This is a genomic window from Phyllobacterium sp., from assembly GCF_037994425.1.
Classification (GTDB): Bacteria; Pseudomonadota; Alphaproteobacteria; order Rhizobiales; family Rhizobiaceae; genus Phyllobacterium.
Genome location: NZ_JBBNAM010000142.1, coordinates 13034 through 35291, shown reverse-complemented (window position 1 = coordinate 35291; position 22258 = coordinate 13034). Strand labels below are relative to the sequence as shown.

The window sequence follows — 22258 nt, the reverse complement described above, 5'->3', positions numbered from 1 at the left end:
GTTCATGAGCATCTGAATGTGCAAACTCCAATGAAAGCTTTGTCACACAGCCGGAACCGTAGCTCAATCGAAACCAATTATTAACCTTAATCGCCCACCGCAGTGGACCCGGCTACTTCACAGGTGGTGCCACGGGACGACCGGTGCCAGAGTCGAATCGACAGAAGCAGATCGCTTCAGCGTCCGGAAAAATCGATCCCATGCGGCATGACGACATTGGCAGGCTTTTTGCCTACTGGAACGGGCTGCGCGGGGGCCGCGCGGCCCCCGAGCGAAGGGAAATTGCGCCGGCCGCCCTTGGTGCGCGGCTTCCCTACACGTTTATCTTGCAGACAAGCGGCTCGGGCGAGCCTCGCTTTCGCCTGGCGGGCACGCGCATCTGTTCGATCCATGGCCGGGAACTCAGCACTTTGCCCTTCACTTCCATCTGGCAACCCAAGGACCGCAACAGTATCTTGCGCCTCGTCAAGAATTGCATGACGAGCAAAAAAGCGGTGCAACTCGATTGTGAGGGTCGAAGCGCCCGCAATCGCAAGACGCTCTTCAAGTTCGTACTTCTGCCACTGGCAAGTGAGGCAAACGAACGTCACCTGATGGGTATGATGACGGTTGTTGGTCGGCCGTTCTGGCTTGAATCCGACGCAATTGTCGAAAATCAGATTCAAACTGTCTCGATCATCGATCCGCACCATAGCCGCCATGAGGCAGATTTGGCACTCTCGGCGCCGGCGAACGCAGCCCCCCATTCCGCCTCGCGAACCCTTGTAAGCCGCAGAGTCGCCCATTTGCGCGTTATCGAGGGCGGCAGGATCAAGAATTAGACGAGCGCAACGACATCCCCTTGATCCACCAGTTCGGGAATTCGGCGGTTGCGTTAACGCGTGGGGTTAGCAATTTATGAGCAACTGGCGGCTGCTGTTACCTTGGCATTAAGACTTGTGACCTAGTCTAGAGGTACCCACTTCGTCGATTCCGCCATCTGGACAGCCTCCATGCAACTCTATCGTGACGTTCCGAGCCAGAGCCCTGTCGCCACGGGCAAATTTTTCAGTGTGAAGGTGCAGCTCTACGGGCGCTTCATGCTCGAAGACCGGACTGAGCATGCCTGCCAGATCGATGAAATGTCGCCTGGCGATGCAATCATCACCACCGATGTGATGGCCAATAATGGCGAGCGAGTGATCGCCTATATCGATCATATCGGCCGCATCGAAGGTACCGTCGAGCGAGCGGTCCGCGGCGGCTTTCTGATTTCGCTCGTTGCTTCCGACCGCAAGAAGAACAAGATTGCGGCCCAGCTGACATGGCTTACCAACAAGCATGAGCTCGACATGCCGGAAGACCGGCGGCACCAGCGTGTTGCACCGCGCAACCCGATCAGCACGCTTTCCATGGCAGATGGACGCCAATATCCCTGCCGCATCATCGACCTGTCGATTTCGGGCGCGGCGGTTGAAATTCGCATGCGCCCTGCCCTCAACAGCGAGGTCGTGCTCGGCACGATGCGCGGTCGGGTCGTACGCCATTTCGAGGAAGGCATTGCCATCGAATTCGCGACCGTACAGAGCCGCGAAACCATCGGCATGGCGCTCGAGCATTAAGGCTCTTTCGTAGCTTAATGGTGAAGCCGAGTGGGCGCGCATCGAGCGCTATGCGATGGCTTCTGCAAACGCATTTGCTCCGCTTGTCGCCGTTTTTTACCGATATGGTTCATCATCCGTGAATTTCATTGGCAGGAATGCGGCACGATCTCGGCAGATTCGTTGTCCGCTCCATCCAGCTTTTAATTGATCGTCAATCACACAGTACTCTCAATAACGAACGTTTAATTCTATTTCACTTGCTTAAATCCAGTTATAACTCGACTTAAATAAAACAATAATAAAAATTAATACATGGTTATAGTCAAATTCGTTTATTTTTTGCTACCTAGTTGATTCATTTTTACTCGTAGACATTTCCACTCGATCAAGTTCTCTCTGTCATTGTCGTCTCAACCGGGGAGACGACGGTATGATAAGACAGACAATCTTAGTTGGAGTGGGTTTGCTGGTTTCGTGCTTGACCGCGCAGGCTGATCCGGTCGTGTCGAATGGCGCATCCATGAAAACTGGCGGACGCACGTCGCAGCCTATCGGACATTATGAGTTTTGCCAGACCTACAAGAATGAATGCAATATCAAGAGCAGCAATGAGCAACCGGTTGCCCTGACGTCCAGGAGCTGGGCCTTGCTCGTGAAGGTGAACAGCAACGTCAACGCCAAGATCGCACCAGTGACGGACATGGATATTTGGGGCAAGGCCGAGGTCTGGTCCTACCCCACCACAGCCGGCGACTGCGAGGACTATGTTCTCCTCAAGCGCAAGATGCTCAACGAAGGCGGCATTCCGCTCAGCGACCTGCTCATCACGGTCGTCCGGCAGATGAACGGCGAAGGTCATGCGGTCCTGACGGTGCGCACGGATCGCGGGGATTATGTCCTCGACAATCTCGAGCCACGCATCAAGGCGTGGAATGAAACCAACTATGATTACTTGAAGCGCCAAGCGACGAACAACACGGGCGCTTGGGTTTCGATCAACGACGACCGTCAGGTCCTGGTCGGCAGTATCGAGCAATAAGCCAACAAACCTCAGAAAAAGCCGGTTCCGGAAGCGGAATCGGCTTTTGTGTTGTCAGCCGACCTCCATGCCGCGCATGAAGCGCTTGCCGTTTTCAACATAATGGAGGGCGGAAAGTCTCAGCCCCTCGACCGCGGCATCGTCGAGCGTTCGGACCACCTTGGCCGGCGATCCGACGATCAGCGAATTGTCGGGAAATTCTTTGCGTTCAGTGACGAGTGCCCCGGCGCCGACAAGCGAGTTTTTTCCGATCTTCGCGCCATTGAGCACGATCGCACCGATACCGATCAGTGAATTGTCACCAATCGTACAGCCATGCAGCATGGCGCGATGCCCGATCGTGCAACCTTCGCCTATGGTGAGCGGGAATCCCATATCGGTGTGCATCACCGTGTGCTCCTGAACATTCGTAAAGCGCCCAACGCGGATAAGCTCGTTATCGCCGCGCAAAACCGCGCCGAACCAAATGCTGGCATCCTCGCCAAGAAACACCTTGCCGATGAGGGTGGCGTCCGGTGCTATCCAATTCGACTTGCGCCGTTCAAACTGGGGTGCGTGCCCGTCAAGGTTGAATATCGGCATGAATGCTCCTCATGAATTTTTCCCTGACCTTAACGAATGGATCCGCCGTTGGCGAGACAGCGTAAGCTGCGTCTTTAGACTGGGTTAACCATGAACAGCTAGGCTGCCGCACATCACTGCAGCGTGGTGGACCACCCATGGAAGCTTCGACGCAGGCAATCGCGGCCCATCCGAAGAGCGTTTCGCTGAAGCGCATCTTTCAGTGTGTGATCGGATTTGCCGCCTTTTCGGTCGTGCTCGCAGTGGCGGGACGCCATGTCGGACGTCACGTGGCGCTCGGCGGTCATACCGAAGATGCCACCTTGCACGAGATCATCATCGGCAACGACGTACTCGAATTGCCGGCGAACATGATCCGCTTCGAGAGCCAGCGGCGAAATGGCGTTGCCGAACGTGTCGATCTCTATCTGCATTGGCCGGATATGCAGGGATATCAGCCCTCCTCCATGGAGGACTTCAATGGATCGAAAGGAGCAGAAAGGCTCATCTTCGCATCATTCGGGCCGCGCATGGACTCACGTGATATGTCCGGACGCTATGGGCCGGTCTACAGTGTACTGACCAGCGGCCCTGGCCGACAGGGTCCAAACGGCATCACCATCCAACAGTTTCGGCAGGACAGCGGATTGGCCAATGAGGACCTCGCGGTTTCGCCGGAGCGCCCGGGCACCAAGCCATTTGTAGCGCGTTGCCTCGATGCCGAGAGTTCGAAGGGCAGCCTGGCGGCATGTCAGCGTGATATATTTGTCGGCGAAGATCTCCAGCTAACCTATCGTTTTCCGAGAGAGTTGCTGGCAGACTGGCAAAGTGTCGAAGCGCGAATGCAGGCATTTGCCCGGGATCACATCATGCGCGCCGAGTGACGCTGAGAGCGTCACTGCGCATGGAATGGATCAGAGATCCATCTCGAGAATAGCCATCGAGAAGTTGTAGGAAAGCTCCCCCTCATCCTCGTCCTTGTAAATCAGGCCGAGAAATTCTTCACCGATATAGAGTTCAGCGGAATCGTCCTTGCGCGGGCGCGCCTTGACAGTGAGGTCCATGTTCCTGAACGTGCGCTTGAAGTAGCTGTCGAGTTTTTTCAGTTCTTCCGGTTTCACCTAGGGTCTCCTGTCGTATTTGTTTAGGGCTTTTGGCATGCAAAAGTCAGCCCTGTAAAGGGCTGATTGCATCGGCATGCCGCTTGGAGACCCGTTGTCCCGGCTCAATCGAAATTGGTAACGAGCTGATCCATGGCACGAGACGGTTCAGCGCAACCCGTCTCACCGACGACCCGCGCAGGAACGCCGGCGACGGTGACATTATGCGGAACCGGCTTCAAAACCACGGAGCCGGACGCAACCTTGGAGCAATGGCCGATCTCGATATTACCAAGTATCTTGGCGCCCGCGCCTATCAACACGCCGTGGCGAATCTTCGGATGCCGGTCGCCGGACTCCTTACCGGTACCACCGAGAGTAACGTTCTGCAGGATCGAGACATTGTCTTCGATCACCGCCGTCATACCGACCACAATGCCGGTCGCGTGGTCAAAGAATACACCCTGACCCATCGGCACCATCGGATGAATGTCGGTCTGGAACACCGACGACGAGCGGCTCTGCAGATACAAGGCAAAGTCGATTCGACCTTCCTTCCATAGCCAATGAGCAAGGCGATGCGTCTGGATCGCCTGGAAACCCTTGAAATAGAGCACGGGTTCAATGAAACGCGTGCACGCCGGATCACGATCATAGACCGCCTGGATGTCTACGCGCAGCACCTGCGACCAAGCCGGATTGGCTTCGAGCATGGCGGTGAAGGTCTGGCGCAGCAACTCCGACTCCATATCCGGATGATCGAGGCGCTGCGAGATACGATGGATAACGGCCTCCTCGAGCGACTGATGATTCAGGATCGTCGAATAGAGGAATGTTGAAAGAAGCGGCTCCTTGCGGACGGTGTCTTCCGCTTCAGCGCGGATCGCATGCCAAATCGGATCCATCTGCTGTACTGAACCGGACATCTTAATCGGACTGCTTGATGGCATTTCCTAACTCCAGCATTCGACCAATTTTCATGCTCGTCATTAGAGCATAAGGCAAAAATGTTTGCTTGACACGCCAATTTCCAGACCCACCAGGCCAGAAATATTGAAGCTTTGATCGATTTGCCTTAACCGCCAATCTTCAAATTCTGGCGCCTCCAATACCGTATGCGCGTCTCGCTCGCAAGGAACGATCCGTGACGCCACCGGTTCCGGGCTGTACAGCGCAACTACAGTGGGTTTCTTTTGAGGAAGTCGAGGACGGCCTGCTTGAAGACTTTATCGCCTACGGCGAGCATATGGTCGCGGTTCGGGATATCGATTGCCTCGCCGCGGGGCATAAGTGCCGCGAGGCGGTGCGGATCGCCGCCGATATCGTCCTTGGTGCCGACTCCAACCAGCGTCGGCTGCGTTATTAGCGCCATGTTCGCTTCGCTGATCTCTTCCTTGGATGTAATGACGCAGGCCGCAAGCGCCACCTTGTCGCTCCTGGTCTTGTCGGCGAACATTCGGAACATCCTACCCCGTGGATGGCTTATGGCTTCCGGATCATCGGCAAGAAGGGCTTCGGCAATCGGCGACCAATCACCTGCCCCTTCGACCATGCCAATACCGAGGCCGCCAAATACAAGGTCATGCACCCTTTCGGGATGATGCAGGGCAAGAAATGCGCTGATACGCGCGCCCATCGAATAGCCCATGACGTGGGCCTCAGCGATATCGAGATGATCGAGGAGCGCCGCCGCGTCTCCGGCCATCAAGGTCGGGGTATAGAGCGATTGATCATGCGGCTTGTCGGAACTGCCATGGCCGCGATTGTCGATCGCGATCGTCCGGTAGCCGGCCGCGGTCAGCGTCTGAATCCACCCGGGCTGGACCCAGTTGTAGAACGAAGATGAGGCAAAGCCATGAATGAGTAGGATCGGTTCGCCCTCACCTTCATCAAGGAAGGCGAGCTTAAGTCCGTCGTTTTCGAAGAATTGCATGGGTGGGCCCGTCAGTGACCTATGGCGTTGATAGCGGGATGCCGCACCTTGTCACCAATTGTCAAGCCAAGCCGCTTCACTGTGCCAGCCTTCATCTCCACGACGAAGCGCACCGGGGCGCCCGAAGAAATGATGTCGCGAGAAAAAGGCACGGCATGTTCGCGAATTGCGGAAATACGCCCGTCGTCATTGAGAAACAGCATGTCGAGCGCAGATGGCGTGTTTTCCATCCACATCGTGACGAGGCGCGATTCATCGAAGACGAACAGCATGGCGCTGTCGTCCTTCAAATCGGTGCGGAACATCAGGCCGCGCTCGCGCTCCTCATCCGTATCGGCGATTTCAACACGGAACGGAACGTCGCCCTTGGCAGTATTGATCGTCAGTGCGGCGGCATCGACGGGAAGATGCATCGGCCCCCGATCGAGCGCAAAGGCTGGAAACACCATAACGATGAGTAAAAGGAAACTTGCCAGAAATGATGCCAGACGGGACATGAGCCGGCGTCAGTGCGAGGAAGGCAGTTGCGTGCCAATGTCGGGATGAATCTCCGACGCCATCAGACCCTTCTCCCCATGGCCGAAACGGATCAGCACAACCTGCCCGGGCCGAAGCTCGGTCAACCCGAAGTGGCGCAGTGTTTCCATATGAATGAAGATGTCTTCCGTTCCTTCGCCGCGGGTCAGGAATCCGAAGCCCTTGGTGCGATTGAACCACTTGACCAGGACACGCTCGAGGCCGCTCGACGGCGTCACGGTGACATGCGTGCGGACCGGCGGCAATTCCGTCGGGTGTACCGCCGTCGAGTTATCCATCGATTTTACATGGAAGCACTGCATGCCACGTTCGCCCTGCTTGACCTCGCATACGACGCGGGCACCTTCGAGCGCGGTCTGGAAACCATCGCGACGCAGGCAGGTTACATGGAGAAGAATGTCTGGAAGCTCGCCATTGTCGGGAACAATGAAGCCGTAGCCCTTGGCAACGTCAAACCACTTTATCGCGCCCGAAACCTCAATAAGGTCCAATCCGTCACTCAAACTTTCATCATCTTGGGATTGCCGGGCTGATACTGGTCTGTCAGACATGAAGCGAGCCCCTCCTCTCCTACAAGAAACCACTGATTCTCTTCTTCAAGAATAACACCTGACCAAGGCCAGAGAGCAAGTATCATCTGCCTGTTTTTGCTGAAAACCACAGGCAAAACTGTTGAGTATTATCTACAACCCTTGCCTGCACCGCCACAAATTTGTCGAGCTAAATAGTAAGTGTTACGAAAGGTCCCCGGCCCTCAACCGAAGTTACGAGTCTGGTTGCAGCCGCCATACAACCCACATGAGAGAAAGTCGGAGGCAAAAGATGCGCTACCTTCACACAATGGTCCGTGTCCGCGATGTCGATGAATCGCTGGATTTCTACTGCAACAAGTTCGGACTCGAGGAAGTTCGCCGCATGGAGAACGAGAAGGGGCGATATACGCTGATCTTTCTCGCGGCGCCGGCAGACAAGGAGCGGTCCGCCGCAGAACGCGCGCCGGAACTCGAGCTGACCTACAATTGGGACCCGGAAGAGTATACGGGCGGACGCAATTTCGGACACCTCGCCTATGTCGTAGACAATATCTACGAGACGTGCCAGCGGCTCGCGGACAAGGGCGTGGTGATCAATCGGCCGCCGCGCGACGGCCACATGGCCTTTGTCCGTTCGCCCGATGGCATCTCGATTGAGCTCATTCAGAAGGAAACGGCCCTTGCGAAACAGGAACCCTGGTCTTCCATGCCGAACACTGGCATCTGGTAGACAACGACCGTTGCAACTTTAGCGCGTATGAACTGGTGTCGCGCTGACGGGGTCCGCCCGATTTCGAGCCGCCCCAAACATCCTGCGATACCACCATAATACAAACAGCTTTCAAGCATCCCTCTCTCCTGATATCAGACAGATTGAAGTGAGGAGGATGCCATGAAGGACGTGCTGATCGAACTTGAACGCCGCAGAAAAATTGCCCGGGAGGGTGGCGGTGCGACGAGAATCGAAGCGCAGCACAAACGTGGCAAGCTGACTGCGCGCGAGCGCATTGACATATTTCTCGACGAGGGATCTTTTGAAGAGTTCGACATGTTTGTCGAGCATCGCTCGACAGATTTTGGCATGGAGGAAACCAAGTTCGCCGGCGACGGGGTCGTGACCGGCTGGGGCACGGTCAATGGCCGCACGGTTTTTGTGTTTGCCAAGGACTTCACCGTCTTCGGCGGCTCGCTGTCCGAAGCACATGCGGAAAAAGTGCAGAAGATCCAGGATATGGCCTTGCGCAATCGCGCGCCCGTGGTCGGTCTTTATGATGCGGGTGGTGCGCGTATCCAGGAGGGAGTCGCCGCGCTCGGCGGCTATGCGGAGATTTTCCAGCGCAATGTGCTTGCTTCCGGCGTCATACCGCAGATTTCAGTGATCATGGGCCCCTGCGCTGGCGGGGACGTCTACTCGCCGGCAATGACCGATTTTATCTTCATGGTACGTGACACATCCTACATGTTCGTCACCGGACCGGACGTCGTGAAGACCGTCACCAACGAAACAGTCACGGCGGAACAACTCGGCGGCGCATCGATCCATACGACGAAATCCTCGATCGCTGACGGTGCCTACGACAATGACGTCGTGGCGCTCTTGCAGATGCGCCGGCTGATCGACTTCCTGCCGGCGTCGAACACGGCGAGTATCCCCGAGATCGAATGCTATCAATCGACAGAGGATCCTGACTACTCGCTCGACCGACTGGTGCCCGACAACGCGAACAAGCCGTATGACATCAAGGAATTGATCCGAAAGACCGTCGACGAAGCGGATTTCTTCGAGATCCAGGAAAGTTTCGCCAAAAACATCGTTGTCGGATTTGGCCGCGTCGAGGGACGGACCGTTGGCATCGTCGGTAATCAGCCCATGGTGCTTGCCGGCGTTCTCGACAGCGATGCCTCACGCAAGGCCGCGCGGTTCGTTCGCTTTTGCGACTGCTTCAACATCCCGATCGTCACATTTGTCGACGTGCCGGGATTCCTGCCAGGAACCGCCCAGGAATATGGCGGACTGATCAAGCACGGCGCCAAGCTGCTCTTCGCTTATGCCGAGGCCACCGTTCCGAAAATCACCATTATCACGCGCAAGGCCTACGGCGGCGCCTATGACGTGATGGCATCCAAGCATCTTAGAGGCGATATCAATTATGCCTGGCCGTCGGCGCAGATTGCCGTGATGGGCGCCAAGGGTGCTGTGGAAATTATCTACCGCAAGGATATTGGCGACGCGGAGAGGATTGCTGCGCACACGAAGCGCTATGAAGACAGGTTCCTGTCACCGTTCGTCGCCGCAGAGCGAGGTTATGTGGATGAGGTGATCATGCCCCATTCCACGCGCAAGCGGGTATCAAGGGCGCTGCGCATGTTGCGCAACAAGGATTTGGAAAATCCATGGAAGAAGCACGATAATATTCCGTTGTGATCGCGCTTCTTCCAAATATTCAAAAAGACGAGAAAATTAGCGACGGAAGCTGAAACCACCGCTGGAGTCGCGCAATATCTGTGAAATCGTCCGGCTGTCGCAAGGCTGGCTCAATTTCTTGGTTGCCTTCATCAGGGTCGGGCCTGCTTTTGTGACTTTTGCGATTTTTAGTACATTTGTATCTGACAATGATGATGTGTCTTTAGTTATTGTTATCATTCCGCAACATCTCCACTTCGAACTACTCTGAATTGCAGAGTACTCTTCCCTCAGCGGGCCCATTTGTCCCGCCGCATGGTAGATAAATACGGGATCTAAACCGATTTAACAAATCACTCTTTATATCGAATTTTGACCTATATTTGAATGAAACCAGTAAATTGCAAATAGTTTCCCCGCCGATGAATGAACTTACCGTTCATTGCGCGATCACCCCAAATCACGAAATAAAATTGCGCCACTCGGCCGCTGGTAGCCGAAAATCACCGCAAACAGCCAACCTTTGTCACGTTGAATGCTTGAGCGGCAAGAGCCGTTCAGGAACCGTTCAGGTTGCTGTAATGCCAACCTTACTCTGTATTTCTTCGATGGTTTCCTTAACGAAAAAAGTAAGCCCGGCTGTCGTCGTGACGATATGGGTCCCGGTGCCGTAGGGATTGAACGAAACAACATGATTGAAATTGACGGTGATGTGGTCACCGTTGACGTCGGTCAGCTTGATCCACATGGCCCTACCTCCCTGTTTGACTGAACATCGCGCCCAGGGTCAAGGAAGCAGGATTCTCGACTAGAGGCAACGATCCTTACCAGAGATTTCGCCCGTCGATCGTCTCGACCGGCAACGAAGCAATATCGAAGTTGTCGAACAGTCGCACGTTCACGCTGTTGCGCGGATGTTCGAAATCCGGCTTGTGATCGACCCAAGTCGGAAGTTCCGAGAAGGTGCCGCAACCGCATATGTTGCAGTGGTGATGTTTGCTGAAGCCATTACGCGAATAAACGGCATCCGCTTCGGGCGTCACCGAAAGCTTGACTTGGTCCGGTGTGTAATAGGCCCACAGGGCGCCACGCTTCGTGCAAAACGTACATGTGCATGCCGTCACCGAGGCCGGAACTTCGCTCACCTCGAATTTGATGGCGCCGCAATGGCAGCTTGCAAGTATGGCCATGATTTTCTCCCTCCAGTGCGAGACGCGTTCATCTGGAGAGTTTCAGTTTCTGCAGGCTTATGCAACCTGTCCGGCGGCCCATCCGGACGACCAAGCCCACTGGAAGTTATAGCCGCCGAGCCAACCGGTTACGTCGACAACCTCACCAATAAAGTAAAGTCCCCTGCGCGATTTTACTTCCATCGTTTTCTGGTCAAGCTGGCCCGTGTCGACCCCCCCGAGCGTCACCTCGGCCGTACGATAGCCTTCCGAGCCCGCGGGCTTCACCTGCCACTCATTGACGGCTTTCTCAATAGGCATAAGCTGCTTGTCAGAAATATCGGCAAGGTGCTTGTCGATCTTGCTGGTGTCGGCGATCAGTTGCGCCAGCCGCTTGGGCAGGAGTTCGCCCAATGCGGTCTGCAAGGCCTGTTTGCCATTGCGCGAGCGGGCGGCGCGTAGCGTTTCGAAGACCTTGGTGCCGGGCAGCATCGCCACGGAAATGGTATCGCCTTCGCGCCAGTAGGAAGAGATTTGGAGGATGGATGGGCCGCTGAGCCCACGATGCGTGAATAGCATCGCCTCGGCAAAGCTGGTCCGGCCATGGGTCACCACGGCATCGACCGCGACGCCCGACAGGGGTTTGATCGGCGCGAGCGTTCGTTCGTCGAAAGTCAGAGGAACCAGTGCCGGACGCGTTTCTGTAACCGGAATGTCAAACTGCCGAGCGATTTCGTAACCAAATCCTGTCGCGCCCATTTTTGGAATTGATTTCCCCCCGCAGGCAACGACCAAGGACGCACATTTCACCTTTTGCCCGTCCAGGTCGGCGAGATAGCCATCGCCGGTTGGCTCGATTGTATTTGCCGTGGTGCGCAAGCGCAGTTCCGCACCGGCACGCTTCATTTCGGTAACGAGCAGGTCGATGATTTGTTTGGACGAGCCGTCACAGAAGAGCTGGCCGAGCGTCTTTTCGTGCCAGGCGATGCCATGGCGATCGACGAGCGCAATGAAATCCCGTTGGGTATAGCGGCGGAGCGCCGAGATACAGAAGTGCGGATTTGCGCTGATATAGTTTTGGGGCGCGGCATTGAGATTGGTGAAATTGCAGCGCCCACCGCCTGAAATGCGGATTTTTTCGCCAGGCGCAGCGGCGTGGTCGATGATCAACACCGAACGCCCACGTTTGCCCGCTTCAATTGCGCACATCATGCCCGCAGCGCCAGCGCCGATGATAAGTACATCAACCTTCATGGCGAGGGGACCAATTGGTCGATGCGTCCCGTCATCCTATAGACGAAAAGACCGATCCATTCCCGCAGCGCCATAGAAAGGTTCTGCAGCGAATCCTGCGCGTTGTCCTGCGCGATCCCGAGCGTTTCCCTCCCGGAGGTGCGGTAATCGGATGGCCAGGGCAAGACGTCAAACCCCGCTTTGCGAAACAAGCCCATTGAACGCGGCATGTGAAATGCTGAAGTAACCAGCAGCCAGGTCTGACCAGGCTTGGCGTCGACCATAGCTTTGGTAAAGACTGCATTTTCATAGGTATTGCGCGACTTGCTCTCAAGGAGAAGGCGCTCAGGGGCGACACCAAGGGCCGTAAGCAATCGTGGGGCTGTGACGCCATCGGCCTCCCCATCAAGGATCAGGTCACCTGCGCCGCCGGTAACGACAACCTTTGCCTCGGGATAGCGTCGAGCCAAGATGGCGGCCTCGACGAAACGATCGCCGCTCCCGTTGAGCTCATAGCCGCCACGCACGAGATTGACGCCAGCCTCGAAGCCACCACCGAGGACGATGATGCCATCGATCTTGTCGGGCATGGCCGCGGGACGCTGGAAGCGATCCTCCAGCGGATGCATCATGATCGCGCCGACCGATGTCCAGGCACCGATTCCCAGAATGAGAAACGCCAGACCCGCTGCGGCCAGAGCAAGCCGCTTGCGTGACAGCAGAACGGCTATGAAGGCAACGGCCGTTAAAAGGATTGAGAAATTGAGGGGCTGTGCGAAGAACCAGAAGATTTTCGAAATAGCGAAAAACATCAGCCAAGTTCCGCCAGCATCTGCACTTTTTCGATTTCACGCTCGAGACTGGTTGACCATTCGGTGTTTTGTTCGATGATTGCGAAACCTTCGCGTTGGTAGAGCTTTATGGCGCCGGTATTGCGCGCATGGGTGCTGATGCGCGCTCTCGTATAGCCAGCCGCTGCTATCGCATCTTTCAGGACGTGCAAGAGGTGCGAACCAATGCCTTGCCGCTGCACCGCCGGTTCAACCCAAAGGTCCGAGATATAGTCATTATCCTCTTCGCGCGCGCCCCAACCGACGATCGTCGCGTCGACTTCAGCAACCATCACATGCGGATAGGACGTGTTGGCGAACTCTTGAAATGCCTTCTCCACATGGGCGCGCATACCCGGCAATTCAGGCTCGAAAGAGAAGATGTTGGACGCCCAGGCGCGGGAGCCGACCACGGCAATCGCCGGAATGTCGGCTTCTGTTGCGCGCCGGATTACCACCATTTCGGAGCGTTAAACTTTCCGGCGGCCTGCTCGATGACATAGGCAGCCTGGAACAAGGTCTCCTCGTCGAAAGGCCGCCCGATGAGCTGCAATCCAAGCGGCAGGCCCCTTGCGTCGAGCCCGGCGGGGACAGCGATGCCCGGCAGGCCTGCCATGTTCACCGTGACGGTGAAAATGTCGTTCAGGTACATTTTTACTGGATCGGCCGCCATATCCTGATCAGCGATCCCAAATGCCGCCGATGGCGTCGCCGGCGTCAATATGGCGTCGACTCCAGCATGGAACACGTCCTCGAAATCCTTCTTGATCAGCGTGCGCACCTTCTGAGCCTGCAGATAATAGGCGTCGTAGTAGCCGGCCGAAAGGACATAGGTACCGATCATCACGCGCCGCTTGACCTCTTCGCCAAAGCCGCTGGCGCGGGTCTTTTCGTACATATCGACAATATCCTTGCCCGGCACGCGCAAACCATAGCGGACGCCGTCATAGCGGGCGAGGTTCGAGGATGCCTCGGCGGGCGCAACAATGTAATAGGCAGGGAGGGCGTATTTCGTGTGCGGCAACGAAATGTCGACGATCGAGGCACCGGCATCCTTCAGCCAGGCAATGCCCTGCTGCCAAAGCTTCTCGATGTCTTCCGGCATGCCGTCGACGCGATACTCCTTTGGTATTCCGATCTTGAGCCCGGCAAGCGGCTTGCCGATCGCGGCTTCGTAGTCAGGAACCGCGATATCGACGGACGTTGTATCCTTAGGATCGACGGAGGCCATGGATTTGAGAAGGATTGCTGCGTCGCGCACGTCGCGAGCGATCGGGCCGGCCTGGTCCAGCGAGGATGCGAAAGCGACAATACCCCAGCGCGAGCACCGCCCATAGGTCGGTTTGATCCCGACCGTCCCGGTAAAGGCTGCGGGCTGTCGAATGGAACCGCCGGTATCGGTCGCGGTAGCACCGGCACAAAGGTGTGCTGCAACAGCGGCAGCGGAACCGCCGGACGATCCGCCCGGAACGAGGTCCGCATTCGAACCCTTGGCACGCCAAGGGTTCTTGACGGGGCCGTAATACGAAGTCTCGTTGGATGAGCCCATGGCGAACTCGTCCATGTTGAGCTTGCCGAGCATGACTGCGCCATCCGCCCAGAGATTGGCCGTGACGGTGGATTCATAATGCGGCTTGAATCCGTCGAGAATATGCGACGCCGCCTGAGTGTGAACGCCTTCCGTGCCGAACAGATCCTTGATACCGAGCGGAATGCCTTCGAGCGCGCCCGCCTGCCCCGCGGCAAGCCGCGCATCGGAAGCCTTGGCCATCTCCAGCGCCTTTTCGGGCGTAGTCGCGACATAGGCGTTCAGCGCCTCGTTTGCGTTCTCGATCGCCTGGATATAGGCGCCAGCAAGTTCCGTGGCCGTAATCGCCTTCGCCTTTAACTGGTCGCGCGCCTCGGCAATGGTGAGAGCGGTCAAATCGGTCATATCAGAGACTAGTCCTGTCTATTGGGCCGGCGTCAGCGCCAGCCGCTTTTCATAAAATGCACTGTGTTCGGAATCCGGATAATCGAGCACCACGCCGCAGCGGGTGAAACCGGACCGCTCGTAGAGCCGCCACGCAGCATCGAAACCTGGACCGACGCCCGTTTCAAGCACGAGATGTGTTAAGCTCTTCTCCGCGGCCATAGCTGTAATGGCGTCAAGCAGGGCTGATCCCACGCGCTGCCCACGAACCGTTGGACGGGTGAACATGCGCTTGACCTCGCCGAGACCTGCGCCATGTTCCTTGAGAGCCCCGCATCCAATGGCAAGACCGTTTTCATCGCGAGCCACGAACACGGTTGTATCTGCGCCTGCCATTTGCTCGACAGTCATCTTGAACTGGAATTCGACCGGAGAAAGCGGCAGCAAATGATCATTCAGGTCTGCGACAAGTGATCTGACATCATCCTGCAGGGGTGTTTCGACAGCAATGGAGATAGCCATTGACCGATTACTCCACGACTTTCGGAACAACAAAAAAATTCTCCTCATGGATAGGCGCGTTGGCAACAATATCGGCGGCCTTGCCGCCATCGTCGACTTCGTCGCGCCGCTTCTTCATCGCGATCGGCGTCACCGACGTCATCGGTTCGACGCCCTCGACATTGACTTCGTTCAGTTGCTCCACGAAGCCGAGAATAGCATTCAACTGGCCGGTCATGCGTTCGACATCCGCCTCGCTCACGGCAATTCGGGCAAGATGCGCAACGCGCTTGACAGTGGATACATCGACAGACATGGGACTTCCTGATCTTTGGAGATTTCCTCCAGAGCTATAGTTGCGGTCGCGCCTGAGTGCAACGGACAAGAAACAAGGAAATGCGCGCTACTGCTGCGGAGCATCTCCGGTTTCGCTGTCATCGCCGGCATCCGGATTAATGATGTTGTTATCAAGGGTGCTCCCGTCCAGCGCATCGTCATCGTCTGGCGACAAAACTGGATCCGGTCCCTTGACGGGATTGCCGTTGACGTTGACCGAGCCGTCCGCCTGCTGATCGACGATCCACTGAATATGACCATTCGGCAATTGCGTGCCGAAGTCTTTGGCAAGCTTGGCAAAGACAATGTAGTTCTTCACCTCCGGCTCATGCTCGGCCGCCTTGTTCAGGCGATCGAGTGCGGCATCAAACCCCGCCATCTCCCAGGTGGTGCGGCTTGTCGGCTTCATGCCGGAAAACGAGACCTCACCCTCGACAGTAATTTCGCTATCGGCCGTGCGCAGAAGGCTCTTGTCGATAACCACTTTCGGCGGGTTGGTAATAAATGACGTAGTGGCGCCGGACTCAAATGCATCCGAAAAGGGCTTTTCCCTCCTGACGTCCATGTCGGCAATCGCCGCCCTCGCCAGCGTATCAAGATCGACGCCTTCAGCGCCGAAAGCCAATTCGACATCCGTTGGCAGGAACGGCAGCCCCCAATCGGGTATGGGCAAGGCCGGGTAGGTAAGTCCGTTGGTGCGAAGCGCAAAGTGGTAGCCACCATCCTTACTGACACCGTCCAAATCGATCTCCTGCGCAATATTCCTGGCTGTGAACTCGCCAAGCGGCGTTTCGACACCGACCCCGCCGAACCTGTATGAACCCGTCAGCTTTTCCCAAAGCGGCAGTGCAGCCAGAAGCTTGGCCTTAAGGTCCGCTTGTTCGGGATCAGTCAGGGTTTTGAGGTCTGAGTGGGCAACGAAGAAGGCCCACAAATCCAAGACCTCAAGGTTGCGTGCGCCCTTGCCATCCGCCGAGAATGATACGTCGCCGCCACGAACGACGACCTTTAGCGGTTGGTCGGGTGAGCTCGGCTCCGGCGCTGTGGTGGCGCCGTTCGCATCATCCTTCTCGGCTGGCGGCGATTTCATGAGAATCGTTTCCACGAAATTCCTGGCAGTCTGCGCGGTGCTGACATCGACGCCGCCAGCAGGATTTACCATCCCCGTCGATTGCCCTTTCGCCTGCCCTGCACTCGCCTCCATGTCCTGGACCGCACTCGTCGACTTCATCTTGAACGAGCCGTAGGAAAAGTCGGACTTCGAGAATGTGCCCAGCTTCGGATCATAAACGCCGTTCAACGCGCCATTCTCGAACGACCATTGCAGTGTTTCAGGACCGGTGGGCGTGACCATCTCGATCGAGCCTGGAGGGAAAGTCGTAGCGGACACGTTCCAGGAACCGTCGGCAAGCGGCCGGGCGAGCAGGCCGTAATCACCGAAATCGCCTTTCAAAAAACTGCCGCTCGGAAGCGCACTTAGAAGCTTTGCGGTACTGAGCGTGACACGATAACTGTCACCCTCCGGCACCACGTTCACGATCTTGTTTTCGATCGCGGTTCTGCCGAGATATTTTGACAGCGTTTCAGCGAGTGCCTTCGCACCGTCCGTGTCGACGGTTTGAGCGAAGGCCGGCAATGCCGATGTCATCAAAAGGGAAGCAAGAAGCAGTCTGCGCACGTCATTTCTCCCGGCATCGAAACGAGCCAGCGTTGATCTAGCAACTTCGAATCAAATCGTAAATTGCTGATTTGTCTTCGGAACAACGACCTTTGTTTCCGCGCCATCCATTCCAGCCACAAACTTATCCGGTGTCTGGTCGATAATCGGGAAAGACCCGTAGTGGCAGGGAATAGCCTGCTCGAACTTGAAATAGCGGCGCGCCGCAAGTGCTGCCACGGCACCTCCCATGGTGAAGCGGTCACCTACCGGCAGGATGCCGATCTGAGGGTCGTGCAATTCGTTGATCAGCGCCATGTCAGAGAATATGTCGGTATCGCCCATGTGATAGAGCGTCGGATCGGCATCGAAATGCAGCACAACGCCGTTCGCATTGCCAAGGGAGTGGGAGACGCCGTCTTCAGTCAATTGTGCCGACGAATGCAGCGCATTGACGTAGGTAACGGTAAAGCCGTCATAGGAAACCGTACCACCCGTATTGGTGGGATCGACGCGGCCAACGCCCTTTGAGGCAAGCCAGGACACAAGATCCGCATTGCCGGTAACAAGTGCACCGCTTTCCTTTGCCAGTGCGATCGTGTCGCCGACGTGATCGCCATGCCCATGCGTCAGGACAATGTGATTGACCCCCTTGGTGGCTTCTTTCACATCCACGCCCTTTGCGCCGGGGTTCCCGTTAAGGAACGGATCGATCAGGATCGTGTTCTTTGCGGTTTCGAGCCGGAAGGCCGAGTGCCCAAGCCAAGTAATCTTCATGTCCTTATCCCTTCATTCATTGGAACGCTCGCCACGCCAGTGTAGAAACGCTATGTGTCAGGCGTGGCGAATTAAAGCGATCTATCACCCGCCATTTCAAGTGCAGGAACCCATCAAATTGACGGTATTGGCGATTGAAGAACTTGAGACGCGTGTCGCGGAGGGCAAGACCCTCGCCGGTCTCGACCTCGGAACCAAGACGATCGGGATTGCGATTTCCGATCGCGGGTTCTCTTTCGCCAATCCGCGTCCGGTGCTAAGGCGCCGTAAATTCACCCACGATGCCCAGGATCTGTTGAAGTCGCTTAACACAGACAATGTCGGTGCCATCATCATCGGTCTGCCGGTTAACATGGACGGCAGCGAGGGGCCGCGGGCGCAGGCAACCCGCGCCTTCGTGCGCAACATGGAAAAGCTGACGGAACTACCCTTCGTCTACTGGGATGAACGGTTGTCGACGGTTGCAGCCGAGCGCGTCCTTATCGGAATGGATGTCTCGCGCCAGAAGCGCGCCGAACGTATCGATTCAGCTGCGGCCGCCTTCATTTTACAGGGTGCCCTGGATCGCTTGCGGGCTCTGCGTCAGGAAACCGATATCGACGGCAGTTCCTTCCCGTAACCGGCGCGCGCAGCACGCCAATCCCTAACCCACGCAATGATCTTGCGTCGGCGCCGAAAAGCAATCAGGCCCAGGACCAGGCCTGTATCGAGGATACATGCACGCGCAACCAGTGGTGGAATGCTCTCCGGCGCAATGCCCAGCGCCTGTCCGTAAATCTGAAAAACGAGATCATGCATGTCGCGGCTGAAAAAATACATGCCCATGCTGAGATCGTAGTACGACAGAAAATACCATCCCCACAGGAACGTCAGCGGTCCCGCCCAGAAAATCAGGAAGCTGCGCATTCAGTAACTCCTCCATGGGAAGCACGTAATCACTTTATCTTAACCCTGCGAATTTGCAGTGCAATTTCGAACGACAGTGTTATCGTTTAAGAAATAGACCGCAACGTAAACCGTTTGTTAAGGTTAATTTACAAAAATTTAATTCAAATTGAAGCTATTAGCGAGCCCTCTTGCGCGCTTCGGGGGCATTTTTGTCGAGCCACCAGCCCATTTTTGGCAATAATGATGAGCACACGCAGTGCGTGCACCGAGTGTTGATCGTTCTTGCCTACGTGATGAGGTGACGGCCGACTAGCGCCGAGAATCAGGCGGAGGCCGGATAGAGCGAATTGACGATGTTCTTGGCGTTGTGGCGTGCATCCAGCATGCCGTAGGTCGTGCGCCATTGGCCGCCGAGCCGTGTCTCGATGAAAGCATCGGCAATGTCTTCCGATTGCAGATGCCGCAATTCCGCGCCGGCTGCAGCCAGCGCAAGCTGCTCTGTCAATATGCGTGCCGCACCTTCGTCGTTCTCGGTCACGCGCATCGCGGCGCGTAGCACCTCCACGGTCCCCTGTCCTCCGCGTCCGAGTTGCGCGCCAATCCAGTTCAGAACTTCATCGAAAAGCTGCGGGCCTCGCTTGAGAACGCGAACGACGTCGAGAGCCATGACGTTTCCTGACCCTTCCCAGATCGCGTTGACGGGGGCTTCCCTGTAAAAGCGCGCGAGATTGCCTTCCTCGATGTAACCGTTGCCGCCGAGGCACTCCATCGTTTCATAGAGCATGGCCGGCGCAATCTTTGCCACCCAGTATTTGACGACGGGGGTCATGACGCGCGCAAAGGCCGCTTCGCTGCGATCCTTGGCCGCGTTGTCGAAGGCCCGCGCCAGGCGCATTGCCAGCGCTGTTGCGGCGGCAACGTCAAGGGCCATGTCGGCGAGGACACGAAGCATAAGAGGCTTTTCAATGAGTGGTGTCTCGAACGCAACTCGGTGGCGGGTGTGATGGACCGCCTCCGCAAGTCCGGCCCGCATCAAACCGGCCGACGCCACGGCACAATCGAGGCGAGTGAGCGTCACCATATCGATGATCGTTTTGACGCCCTCGCCCGGATTGCCGATCATTTGCCCAAGAGCACTCTCGAATTCGACTTCCGACGATGCATTGGAACGATTGCCAAGCTTGTCTTTCAGGCGCTGAAAGCAGAACCCATTGGAACTTCCGTCGGGCAGGATGCGCGGTACGAGAAAACACGAAAGCCCCTCCCGAACCTGCGCAAGGACGAGGAACGCATCGGACATCGGTGCCGACATGAACCATTTATGGCCAGTGATCCGATAAAAGCCGCTTCCCGCAGGCTCGGCGCGCGTTGTATTGGCTTGAACATCGGTGCCGCCCTGCTTCTCGGTCATACCCATGCCGAGGGTCAGGCCCGCCTTCTTTGCCGGCGATTTGTTGCTGGAATCATATTTGCGCGGCAGAATCAGCGGCGACCATTCGCGATAGAGTGTCGGCGCCGCCATAAAGGCTGCGAGCGAAGCGCTGGTCATCGTCAGCGGGCAGAGATGTCCGCACTCGAGTTGTGCCGCCAGATAGAAACGCGAGGCGCGCGCCTGATGGCGCAATCCTGCTTCCCCCTTGCCGTCTTCCCAGATCGACGAATGCAGGCCCTGCGACACCGACCGGCGCATTAGCGCATGGTAGGCTGGATGATAGTCGACGACATCGATGCGTCGACCCTGGCGGTCATGCGTACGAAGCTTGGGCGTTTCCGTGTTTGCCAACCTTGCGAGGTCCTGCGCGTCGCCGGAAAGGACGAAACGGCCATTCTGTTCCAACTCCTTGCGCACCTCTTGCGGCAAACGCTTGGTGATCTGCATCAACAACGGATCACCGAGATAGGCGTTGAGACCGGTCATCGGCGGCGTCTGGTTGAGAACGTCATGGGTTTTCAAGAAACAGTCCTGACTAGCTTTGGTGGTCGCACGCCTATGTTTTGATCAGCATGCGGATGCGCGCAAACTCTTTATGGTGCGAAGAATCTGACAAGCGGTTAACTCCCTCAATATATGATCTCGTGGGCGTTAGTCGATATCGAGCGGAATCTGATCCACGTGATCGAAGGCTCTAGGATTGAGCTGGAGAGAATAATCCGCAGGCAGTGCGACGAGATCAAGTGCGTCTCAACTCACCTTGTGCAGCAGGACGACGGCGACGAAATGTTCATGCCGCTGAGGGTTGGACACGAGACGCGTCTCGAGCCTGCGGAAGAGCTCATCGACCAAAGCGGCCCGGTCGGGCTTCCCGGTGAGGGCCGCGGCGACCGTCGGGCCCGAAAATGCCCGCATCATGCCTGTCCATCCGCGCGCAAGCGGGAACGCATCGCCGGTACGCTCGAACGCATCCCAATGCAGATCCGGGCCGGGCAGAATTTCCGCATGCTCGATCCGCAATCCGGCAAACTGGCCACTTTCAGTGGCGAACGGCGCGCGAATGGAAGCGAGTTTGCGTGGCGCCGTCGGGATATTGATGTGCAGCAAGTCATCGCCGGATAGTAATCCGTTGTCTTTCATATCGAGCAAGGCGAGCCACAACTCACTCGTCAGCCATTCCCAACCGACTTTCTCTTCTGGTCTTCCCGGAAAGAGGCACAGCAGACGCCCGTCGGCGCGCAGTTCGACGGCCCGGCGCTCCAGGAACAGTCGCCAGTCGCGAGCCTGCTGCTGAAGCAGCGAATCGTGAACCTTCTCGAACTTGCTGTGCAGACCAAAAATATGATCGGGAATATCGATGGGATGTTGGCTCATCCATTGCATCGTCCAGGAATTCCAGCCGAGATGAACGCGCCCCGGAGGCAAGAGTGCTTCATAATAGCTGCGCCCGACAGCAGACGGGAATATTCCTTCAGCTCCCCTCATGTAACTCTGCGGCTCGTTCTCGAGCGCGGTGAAGAGCGATGTGAAGTCATTCGAGGGCAAGTCCGTATGGATCACCTCGACAAACCGCTCAGAACCTGCGCGCGCCCTCAGAGCCTGAATCGCAATAGCGATCGGGTCCATGGAGTTCTTACCTTGCGATGAGCCATAGTCGACAATGACAAGCGACTCGTCCCCAAAAGCAACAGAGTTGGCCGCTGATTGCCAGAGCGACAGGGCGGCGGAATTGCCGGCCGCCTGCATGGCCGAATGGCGATTATAGTATCCGTCGCCCTCCATGGCGGCACGAGTCGGGATAACGCCATCTGACATGCTGCCCCCAATTGAAAT

At 56.7% G+C, this 22258-nt stretch carries 26 protein-coding genes; 7 read left to right on the top strand and 19 right to left on the bottom strand.

Annotated elements, in window-relative coordinates; translation table 11 throughout:
• Nucleotides 1-200 precede the first annotated feature (200 nt).
• From AAAB35_RS10315 to AAAB35_RS10305, 3 genes are all read left to right on the top strand, one after another.
• Complete coding sequence (locus tag AAAB35_RS10315) at nucleotides 201-821, top strand: PAS domain-containing protein (protein WP_340668187.1); 621 nt, start codon at nucleotides 201-203, stop codon at nucleotides 819-821.
• Nucleotides 822-992: 171 nt separating this feature from the next.
• Nucleotides 993-1601: a PilZ domain-containing protein gene (locus tag AAAB35_RS10310; RefSeq protein ID WP_340668186.1), complete on the top strand. Its 609-nt coding sequence runs from the start codon at nucleotides 993-995 to the stop codon at nucleotides 1599-1601.
• Nucleotides 1602-2103: 502 nt separating this feature from the next.
• Nucleotides 2104-2622 (top strand): transglutaminase-like cysteine peptidase, encoded by a 519-nt coding sequence (locus AAAB35_RS10305; protein ID WP_340668191.1) that lies wholly within the window; start codon nucleotides 2104-2106, stop codon nucleotides 2620-2622.
• Nucleotides 2623-2676: 54 nt separating this feature from the next.
• Here the strand turns inward: AAAB35_RS10305 and AAAB35_RS10300 are convergent, their stop codons facing one another.
• A complete protein-coding gene (locus AAAB35_RS10300) occupies nucleotides 2677-3204 on the bottom strand; it encodes a gamma carbonic anhydrase family protein (protein WP_340668185.1) in 528 nt (175 codons plus the stop codon).
• A gap of 137 nt (nucleotides 3205-3341) precedes the next feature.
• Between AAAB35_RS10300 and AAAB35_RS10295 the strand changes: the two genes are divergently transcribed.
• On the top strand, nucleotides 3342-4067 hold the full coding sequence (locus AAAB35_RS10295; protein ID WP_340668184.1) for a hypothetical protein: 726 nt from the start codon (nucleotides 3342-3344) through the stop codon (nucleotides 4065-4067).
• 30 nt (nucleotides 4068-4097) lie between these two features.
• Here the strand turns inward: AAAB35_RS10295 and AAAB35_RS10290 are convergent, their stop codons facing one another.
• The 5 genes from AAAB35_RS10290 to AAAB35_RS10270 all read right to left on the bottom strand — a co-directional run bounded on the left by AAAB35_RS10290 (nucleotide 4098) and on the right by AAAB35_RS10270 (nucleotide 7304).
• Nucleotides 4098-4304: a DUF3126 family protein gene (locus AAAB35_RS10290; RefSeq protein ID WP_027232526.1), complete on the bottom strand. Its 207-nt coding sequence runs from the start codon at nucleotides 4302-4304 to the stop codon at nucleotides 4098-4100.
• Nucleotides 4305-4408: 104 nt separating this feature from the next.
• The gene (gene cysE / locus AAAB35_RS10285; RefSeq protein WP_340668183.1) at nucleotides 4409-5233 is read right to left on the bottom strand and encodes a serine O-acetyltransferase; all 825 of its coding nucleotides are present in this window, start codon (nucleotides 5231-5233) and stop codon (nucleotides 4409-4411) included.
• Nucleotides 5234-5460: 227 nt separating this feature from the next.
• Nucleotides 5461-6231 carry an alpha/beta hydrolase gene (locus AAAB35_RS10280; RefSeq protein ID WP_340668190.1) on the bottom strand — a complete coding sequence of 257 codons (771 nt, stop codon included), beginning with the start codon at nucleotides 6229-6231 and terminating at the stop codon, nucleotides 5461-5463.
• The gene (locus AAAB35_RS10275; RefSeq protein WP_340668182.1) at nucleotides 6228-6713 is read right to left on the bottom strand and encodes a DUF192 domain-containing protein; all 486 of its coding nucleotides are present in this window, start codon (nucleotides 6711-6713) and stop codon (nucleotides 6228-6230) included. Before AAAB35_RS10275 ends, AAAB35_RS10280 begins: the two co-directional genes overlap by 4 nt.
• A 9-nt stretch (nucleotides 6714-6722) precedes the next feature.
• Nucleotides 6723-7304, bottom strand: coding sequence for a cold-shock protein (locus AAAB35_RS10270; RefSeq protein ID WP_340668181.1), 582 nt, complete (start codon nucleotides 7302-7304; stop codon nucleotides 6723-6725).
• A 271-nt stretch (nucleotides 7305-7575) separates the two neighbouring features.
• Between AAAB35_RS10270 and gloA the strand changes: the two genes are divergently transcribed.
• Together gloA and AAAB35_RS10260 are read left to right on the top strand one after the other, a co-directional pair.
• Nucleotides 7576-8016: a lactoylglutathione lyase gene (gloA, locus tag AAAB35_RS10265; RefSeq protein WP_340668180.1), complete on the top strand. Its 441-nt coding sequence runs from the start codon at nucleotides 7576-7578 to the stop codon at nucleotides 8014-8016.
• 162 nt (nucleotides 8017-8178) lie between these two features.
• On the top strand, nucleotides 8179-9711 hold the full coding sequence (locus tag AAAB35_RS10260) for an acyl-CoA carboxylase subunit beta (protein WP_340668179.1): 1533 nt from the start codon (nucleotides 8179-8181) through the stop codon (nucleotides 9709-9711).
• Nucleotides 9712-10258: 547 nt separating this feature from the next.
• On the opposite strand, the gene AAAB35_RS10255 is transcribed toward AAAB35_RS10260, so the two are convergent.
• The 10 genes from AAAB35_RS10255 to AAAB35_RS10210 form a co-directional block, all read right to left on the bottom strand.
• Nucleotides 10259-10438, bottom strand: a complete 180-nt coding sequence (locus AAAB35_RS10255; protein ID WP_340668178.1) for a flagellar FlbD family protein — start codon at nucleotides 10436-10438, stop codon at nucleotides 10259-10261.
• 76 nt (nucleotides 10439-10514) lie between these two features.
• Nucleotides 10515-10880, bottom strand: a complete 366-nt coding sequence (locus AAAB35_RS10250) for a GFA family protein (RefSeq protein ID WP_340668177.1) — start codon at nucleotides 10878-10880, stop codon at nucleotides 10515-10517.
• Nucleotides 10881-10937: 57 nt separating this feature from the next.
• Nucleotides 10938-12113: an NAD(P)/FAD-dependent oxidoreductase gene (locus AAAB35_RS10245; protein WP_340668176.1), complete on the bottom strand. Its 1176-nt coding sequence runs from the start codon at nucleotides 12111-12113 to the stop codon at nucleotides 10938-10940.
• A complete protein-coding gene (locus AAAB35_RS10240; protein ID WP_340668175.1) occupies nucleotides 12110-12904 on the bottom strand; it encodes a YdcF family protein in 795 nt (264 codons plus the stop codon). Before AAAB35_RS10240 ends, AAAB35_RS10245 begins: the two co-directional genes overlap by 4 nt.
• Complete coding sequence (locus AAAB35_RS10235; RefSeq protein ID WP_340668174.1) at nucleotides 12904-13383, bottom strand: GNAT family N-acetyltransferase; 480 nt, start codon at nucleotides 13381-13383, stop codon at nucleotides 12904-12906. The genes AAAB35_RS10240 and AAAB35_RS10235 overlap by 1 nt, the downstream gene beginning before the upstream one ends.
• A complete protein-coding gene (gene gatA / locus AAAB35_RS10230; protein ID WP_340668173.1) occupies nucleotides 13374-14855 on the bottom strand; it encodes an Asp-tRNA(Asn)/Glu-tRNA(Gln) amidotransferase subunit GatA in 1482 nt (493 codons plus the stop codon). Before gatA ends, AAAB35_RS10235 begins: the two co-directional genes overlap by 10 nt.
• A gap of 18 nt (nucleotides 14856-14873) precedes the next feature.
• Nucleotides 14874-15356 (bottom strand): GNAT family N-acetyltransferase, encoded by a 483-nt coding sequence (locus AAAB35_RS10225; protein ID WP_340668172.1) that lies wholly within the window; start codon nucleotides 15354-15356, stop codon nucleotides 14874-14876.
• A gap of 7 nt (nucleotides 15357-15363) precedes the next feature.
• Nucleotides 15364-15651 (bottom strand): Asp-tRNA(Asn)/Glu-tRNA(Gln) amidotransferase subunit GatC, encoded by a 288-nt coding sequence (gatC, locus tag AAAB35_RS10220; protein ID WP_340668171.1) that lies wholly within the window; start codon nucleotides 15649-15651, stop codon nucleotides 15364-15366.
• An 87-nt stretch (nucleotides 15652-15738) separates the two neighbouring features.
• Nucleotides 15739-17349 carry a hypothetical protein gene (locus AAAB35_RS10215; RefSeq protein WP_340668170.1) on the bottom strand — a complete coding sequence of 537 codons (1611 nt, stop codon included), beginning with the start codon at nucleotides 17347-17349 and terminating at the stop codon, nucleotides 15739-15741.
• A gap of 51 nt (nucleotides 17350-17400) precedes the next feature.
• On the bottom strand, nucleotides 17401-18105 hold the full coding sequence (locus AAAB35_RS10210; protein ID WP_340668169.1) for a metal-dependent hydrolase: 705 nt from the start codon (nucleotides 18103-18105) through the stop codon (nucleotides 17401-17403).
• A gap of 118 nt (nucleotides 18106-18223) precedes the next feature.
• Here AAAB35_RS10210 and ruvX point away from each other — a divergent pair, with 118 nt between their 5' ends.
• A complete protein-coding gene (gene ruvX, locus AAAB35_RS10205) occupies nucleotides 18224-18724 on the top strand; it encodes a Holliday junction resolvase RuvX (protein WP_340668168.1) in 501 nt (166 codons plus the stop codon).
• On the opposite strand, the gene AAAB35_RS10200 is transcribed toward ruvX, so the two are convergent.
• The 3 genes from AAAB35_RS10200 to AAAB35_RS10190 all read right to left on the bottom strand — a co-directional run bounded on the left by AAAB35_RS10200 (nucleotide 18688) and on the right by AAAB35_RS10190 (nucleotide 22240).
• Nucleotides 18688-19011: a DUF6105 family protein gene (locus AAAB35_RS10200; RefSeq protein WP_340668167.1), complete on the bottom strand. Its 324-nt coding sequence runs from the start codon at nucleotides 19009-19011 to the stop codon at nucleotides 18688-18690. The two genes, ruvX and AAAB35_RS10200, sit on opposite strands and share 37 nt — an antisense overlap.
• A 304-nt stretch (nucleotides 19012-19315) precedes the next feature.
• Nucleotides 19316-20947: an acyl-CoA dehydrogenase family protein gene (locus AAAB35_RS10195; RefSeq protein WP_340668166.1), complete on the bottom strand. Its 1632-nt coding sequence runs from the start codon at nucleotides 20945-20947 to the stop codon at nucleotides 19316-19318.
• A gap of 228 nt (nucleotides 20948-21175) precedes the next feature.
• Nucleotides 21176-22240: an SAM-dependent methyltransferase gene (locus tag AAAB35_RS10190; protein ID WP_340668165.1), complete on the bottom strand. Its 1065-nt coding sequence runs from the start codon at nucleotides 22238-22240 to the stop codon at nucleotides 21176-21178.
• Nucleotides 22241-22258: the final 18 nt, after the last annotated feature.

Excerpts from the sequence above, each read along its gene's own strand:
- AAAB35_RS10315 (WP_340668187.1), top strand. The coding sequence starts at position 201 with ATGCGGCATGACGACATTGGCAGGCTTTTTGCCTACTGGAACGGGCTG.
- AAAB35_RS10310 (WP_340668186.1), top strand. The coding sequence starts at position 993 with ATGCAACTCTATCGTGACGTTCCGAGCCAGAGCCCTGTCGCCACGGGC.
- AAAB35_RS10305 (WP_340668191.1), top strand. The coding sequence starts at position 2,104 with ATGAAAACTGGCGGACGCACGTCGCAGCCTATCGGACATTATGAGTTT.
- AAAB35_RS10300 (WP_340668185.1), bottom strand. The coding sequence starts at position 3,204 with ATGCCGATATTCAACCTTGACGGGCACGCACCCCAGTTTGAACGGCGC.
- AAAB35_RS10295 (WP_340668184.1), top strand. The coding sequence starts at position 3,342 with ATGGAAGCTTCGACGCAGGCAATCGCGGCCCATCCGAAGAGCGTTTCG.
- cysE (WP_340668183.1), bottom strand. The coding sequence starts at position 5,233 with ATGCCATCAAGCAGTCCGATTAAGATGTCCGGTTCAGTACAGCAGATG.
- AAAB35_RS10275 (WP_340668182.1), bottom strand. The coding sequence starts at position 6,713 with ATGTCCCGTCTGGCATCATTTCTGGCAAGTTTCCTTTTACTCATCGTT.
- AAAB35_RS10270 (WP_340668181.1), bottom strand. The coding sequence starts at position 7,304 with ATGTCTGACAGACCAGTATCAGCCCGGCAATCCCAAGATGATGAAAGT.
- gloA (WP_340668180.1), top strand. The coding sequence starts at position 7,576 with ATGCGCTACCTTCACACAATGGTCCGTGTCCGCGATGTCGATGAATCG.
- AAAB35_RS10260 (WP_340668179.1), top strand. The coding sequence starts at position 8,179 with ATGAAGGACGTGCTGATCGAACTTGAACGCCGCAGAAAAATTGCCCGG.
- AAAB35_RS10255 (WP_340668178.1), bottom strand. The coding sequence starts at position 10,438 with ATGTGGATCAAGCTGACCGACGTCAACGGTGACCACATCACCGTCAAT.
- AAAB35_RS10250 (WP_340668177.1), bottom strand. The coding sequence starts at position 10,880 with ATGGCCATACTTGCAAGCTGCCATTGCGGCGCCATCAAATTCGAGGTG.
- AAAB35_RS10245 (WP_340668176.1), bottom strand. The coding sequence starts at position 12,113 with ATGAAGGTTGATGTACTTATCATCGGCGCTGGCGCTGCGGGCATGATG.
- AAAB35_RS10240 (WP_340668175.1), bottom strand. The coding sequence starts at position 12,904 with ATGTTTTTCGCTATTTCGAAAATCTTCTGGTTCTTCGCACAGCCCCTC.
- AAAB35_RS10235 (WP_340668174.1), bottom strand. The coding sequence starts at position 13,383 with ATGGTGGTAATCCGGCGCGCAACAGAAGCCGACATTCCGGCGATTGCC.
- gatA (WP_340668173.1), bottom strand. The coding sequence starts at position 14,855 with ATGACCGATTTGACCGCTCTCACCATTGCCGAGGCGCGCGACCAGTTA.
- AAAB35_RS10225 (WP_340668172.1), bottom strand. The coding sequence starts at position 15,356 with ATGGCTATCTCCATTGCTGTCGAAACACCCCTGCAGGATGATGTCAGA.
- gatC (WP_340668171.1), bottom strand. The coding sequence starts at position 15,651 with ATGTCTGTCGATGTATCCACTGTCAAGCGCGTTGCGCATCTTGCCCGA.
- AAAB35_RS10210 (WP_340668169.1), bottom strand. The coding sequence starts at position 18,105 with ATGAAGATTACTTGGCTTGGGCACTCGGCCTTCCGGCTCGAAACCGCA.
- AAAB35_RS10200 (WP_340668167.1), bottom strand. The coding sequence starts at position 19,011 with ATGCGCAGCTTCCTGATTTTCTGGGCGGGACCGCTGACGTTCCTGTGG.
- AAAB35_RS10190 (WP_340668165.1), bottom strand. The coding sequence starts at position 22,240 with ATGTCAGATGGCGTTATCCCGACTCGTGCCGCCATGGAGGGCGACGGA.